The organism is Trebonia sp., from assembly GCF_049794275.1.
GTDB lineage: Bacteria > Actinomycetota > Actinomycetes > Streptosporangiales > Streptosporangiaceae > Trebonia.
Window position 1 is genome coordinate 1 of record NZ_JBARCR010000903.1, and the last position, 3,510, is coordinate 3,510.

A 3,510-nucleotide genomic window follows, 5' to 3' on the forward strand; every position below is an offset into this window, starting at 1 on the left:
GGCTTGTCCCCTGGCCGCACCAGCAGGCGGCGACGATCGGCATCTCGGGGAATGCTCCGCGTCACGCTGCGCAGTCAGCACTCGCCCAGAGCGAGGCGCACACTCCCGGCGTTCGGCGCGTCAGTCACGGTTCACTTGGTGACCGTGGTCGTGACGCCGAACTGGGATTTCTGCGCGGCATGCAACTGGCAGGGCGTGGTGACCGTGCAAGCTACGGCGGACGATGCCATACATCGTCTTCGTCAATAATGCCCCTCGGCACGCGATATCCTCGGCGATTCGCGCAAGCGGTGCGCGCGGCCTGAGGCGCGCTCGCGGGCCTGAGCCGGGAGTGCGAGAGACCGAGCCCGTCGGGTTCGGGCGGGACGCAGGCGGGGACTGAGCGAGGCGCGAACATGCGCCCTTCTTGGTCAGCGGACGGAGGCTGAGCCCGCCCGATCGTGGTCGGTCTTGGTGACATCGATTCCCGCCCGGCGCAGGGACGCCTCCACTCGGTTAAGCGAGAGCACCTCCTCGGGGTACCAAGCGCCCGGTTGCGCGGAGACGCGACCGTCCCGGCCGAGGAGTGCCTCGGCGAACACGATGCCGCTTGAAGCTGCCATCCGGAAGTCGCCTTGACCGACCACGAGCCTGTAATCCAGGCGCCGGCCTTCGCGCAGTACTGCGACCGAGTGCGCCACTGGTTCACGGCTGGCCTCCTCCACGGCTGTACGCCGGCCCGGCCCCAGCGCCGCCCGGGGCAGCTTCGAGATCAGCCGGACAGCGTTCAGCGTGCGCATCATCGCGCCGAGGGAGCGTTCGGCCAGGCAGATGTAGGGGCTGACGGTGAGCCCGTCGGCCATCGGCCCGAGCCAGCCTCCGTCCGGCTCGGCGAAGCCCAGCACCCGGCGCGAGCCGAACGGCTCCGGCAGCGCCACCTGCTTGACCCGGTGATGACCCTGTTTGACCGACAGTCCGCCGACCGGACTGACGGTGAACACGTCGATGTCGTTGCCGTTGCCCTTGGTGGTGACGATCAGTTTCGAGCCGTCCGGGGTGAACGCGACCTGGCCGGGGGTGCTGGTGAATTCCGGCGTCTGCGCGGGGTTGAGACCGAGGTCACGGTGCCAGGCGGGGACCTTGACCAGGGAGTCGCCGATCCGCAGGAAGCCCTGGACCGAGCCCGCCGTCGCGGGCGTTCAGCACGTAGAGCAGGTTGCCGCGGACGGCGATGCTGACTGGGAAGGCGCCGCCAGAGGAGATGACCTGGCGGCGGATGAGCCTGTCCCCGCCGGCGGAAAAGACCGTGATTGTGTCGCTGCCGGCGTTCACCGCGTACAGCAGGCCGCGGGTGCCGTCGTAGGCCAGCGACCCCTGCGAGGCCAGGTGATCGACCACCGATCCGCCCAGCACGCCGCCCAGCCCCCCGGTGGAGTAGGCGCCGGCCGCGCGCAGCGTGCCGCCGGCCGTCCTGTCATAGACGGTGATCGCGTTCCCTGTCACGGCGTCGGTCTGCACGAACACCTGGCCCGGCTGTTGCGGGGCATCCTGCTGGGTGGCGCCAGGCTGGTCCCGGTGAGGAAGGCCGTGGCGAGCGTGGCGATGCCGCCGATCGCGGCGAGGCGAACAGAGCTTTTCATGTGTCCTTGTCCTCCGTTGGATGGTCAGTGCGGACAAGGGTTTAGTGACTGGCGGGGGCGGGCGGCTTACCGCCCACCGCGATATTTTCCGGTGCGGTCAGGATCCCGTGAGACCCGCCCGGATGGCGGCGAGCAGCCCTTGGAGGTCCTCGGTGCACGGGCCGCAGGACCGCAGGTGTGCCGCCACCTCCGGGTACCGGCGCTCCGCGGCGGAGGAGTCGGCGGCGGCGAGTTCCGCGTAGACGTGCAGCAGCTCCATCGCCGTGGCGCATCCCGCGTCGCGGGGGTCCGTCTGGAGGAAGCGGTCAAGTTCCGACCAGCTGTTCATGAGCGCCTCACCGGGTTCTCGGGCAGGTATCCGTTAGCGACAAGGCAGGCCCGCAGCTTACGCCGTGCGTCGAACATCGTCTTGTAGATGGCGTTGCGGCTGGATCCGAGCTCGGCGACCAGCGCGTCCAGCGGCACGCCGTTCACCGCGATCGCGATGAAGACCCGCCGCTGGTGCTCCGTCAGCTCCTCCTCGACCGCCTGCCGGAGCGCTCTGGCCAGGTCACGCCATTCGGATTCGCGGGCCGGGTCCAGGCCGAACCTGTCCGGCAGCCGCTCCCAGTCCGCCGCCTCCATCGGCACCCGGGGCTGGCGCCAGAAGTGCCTGCCGATCTTCGCGGACACCTCGAAGATGACGAACTTGTACGCCCAGGTGGTGAACCGGCTCTCGCCGCGAAACTCGCCGATCTTGGCGATGACGGCGACGACGGCGTCCGCCGCGGCCTGGTGCGCCAGGTCATCCAGTTCGGGGCCGGAAATCCGCAGCTGGCCGCTGCGGCGGCGGGTTTCCGCCCGCGCGGCGCGCAGCAGCACCTCGTGCAGCCGGACCGCGCCCTGCTCCCGCTCGGTCCCCTCCGCGCTCAGCGCCCGGACCCAGTCCTCCGGCTCTGCCTCCGGTACCGGCGTGCCGTCCGCCACGCCTTCCAGCGGCGAGCCCGCTGCCCTCACAGTCATCAAGCTAGACCAGGCCGGCGTCATGACCTCGCCCGCCATGCTGCTGTCGCACCTGCCGCGGCCCCGGTTTTGTCATGCCGCTGTGCGGCCGCCGTCGACAGGCAGGATCGCGCCGTGAACGAAGCTGGCCTCGTCGGAGGCCAGATAGGTGATGGCCGCGGCGATCTCGTCCGGTGAAGCCGGTCGCCCGGCTGGCGCCGCCGCCGCGAACTCGTTGATCGCCTCGCCCAGCACCGCTGTCCCCTCGGTCCGGGTGGGTCCCGGGTTGACGGCGTTGACCCGGACCCCGCTCGGGCCGAACTCGGCCGCCCACGCCTTCGTGAGCAGGACCAGTGCGGCCTTGCTCGCCCCGTAAAGCGACGTGCCCGGCATGCCGAACTCGGCGGCCATCGTGCCGACGTTGACGATCGCGCCTTTGCCTCGGCTGGCCATTGTCGGGGCCAACTCACTTACCAGCACGAACGGCACCTTAACGTTGATCGCGAACGCTGCGTCAATCTCGTCTTCGGCCATGGACGCCGTCGGGCCCATGGGAAAGATCGCCGCATTGTTGACCAGGATGTCGACGTACCCGCCACCGAGCTCGGTGGCCCGGCGGGCCAGCTCACGCGCTGACTCCGCGCTGCCCAGGTCCACGTCGATGAAGTCTGCTTTTGCGCCGGTGGCGCGCAGCGACGTCACGACCGCCTCCCCGCGTGCCGCATTACGGCCACCCACCAGCACGTGGGCGCCCCGGCCGGCCAAGGCGAAGGCCGTGGCCTTGCCGATACCGCTGGTGGCTCCGGTGATCAGGGCGACAGTTCCGGTCAGGTCGGTGCTCATGGTAACTGCTCTCCTCGTGTTTCGATGTGTGCGCTTCAATAGGTGCTTGGCGGCGGCCGCCTTGCTG

The 3,510-nt window shown here is 69.8% G+C and carries 5 protein-coding genes; all 5 read right to left on the minus strand.

All coding sequences use genetic code 11. From position 1 onward, the window contains the following. Window positions 1–410: 410 nt before the first annotated feature. Window positions 411–980, minus strand: coding sequence for a hypothetical protein (locus WA805_RS23220; protein ID WP_425243397.1), 570 nt, complete (start codon window positions 978–980; stop codon window positions 411–413). A gap of 118 nt (window positions 981–1,098) precedes the next feature. Then, window positions 1,099–1,503, minus strand: a complete 405-nt coding sequence (locus tag WA805_RS23225) for a hypothetical protein (RefSeq protein WP_422275514.1) — start codon at window positions 1,501–1,503, stop codon at window positions 1,099–1,101. A gap of 213 nt (window positions 1,504–1,716) precedes the next feature. Then, window positions 1,717–1,947, minus strand: a complete 231-nt coding sequence (locus tag WA805_RS23230; protein WP_422275510.1) for a hypothetical protein — start codon at window positions 1,945–1,947, stop codon at window positions 1,717–1,719. Further along, window positions 1,944–2,621, minus strand: coding sequence for a sigma-70 family RNA polymerase sigma factor (locus tag WA805_RS23235; RefSeq protein WP_422286716.1), 678 nt, complete (start codon window positions 2,619–2,621; stop codon window positions 1,944–1,946). Before WA805_RS23235 ends, WA805_RS23230 begins: the two co-directional genes overlap by 4 nt. A gap of 72 nt (window positions 2,622–2,693) precedes the next feature. After that, window positions 2,694–3,510: SDR family NAD(P)-dependent oxidoreductase (locus WA805_RS23240; protein WP_425243398.1), on the minus strand; the 817-nt coding region annotated here is incomplete at its 5' end.

Coding starts and splice junctions, on each gene's coding strand:
- WA805_RS23230 (WP_422275510.1), bottom strand. CDS start 1,947: ATGAACAGCTGGTCGGAACTTGACCGCTTCCTCCAGACGGACCCCCGC.
- WA805_RS23235 (WP_422286716.1), bottom strand. CDS start 2,621: ATGACTGTGAGGGCAGCGGGCTCGCCGCTGGAAGGCGTGGCGGACGGC.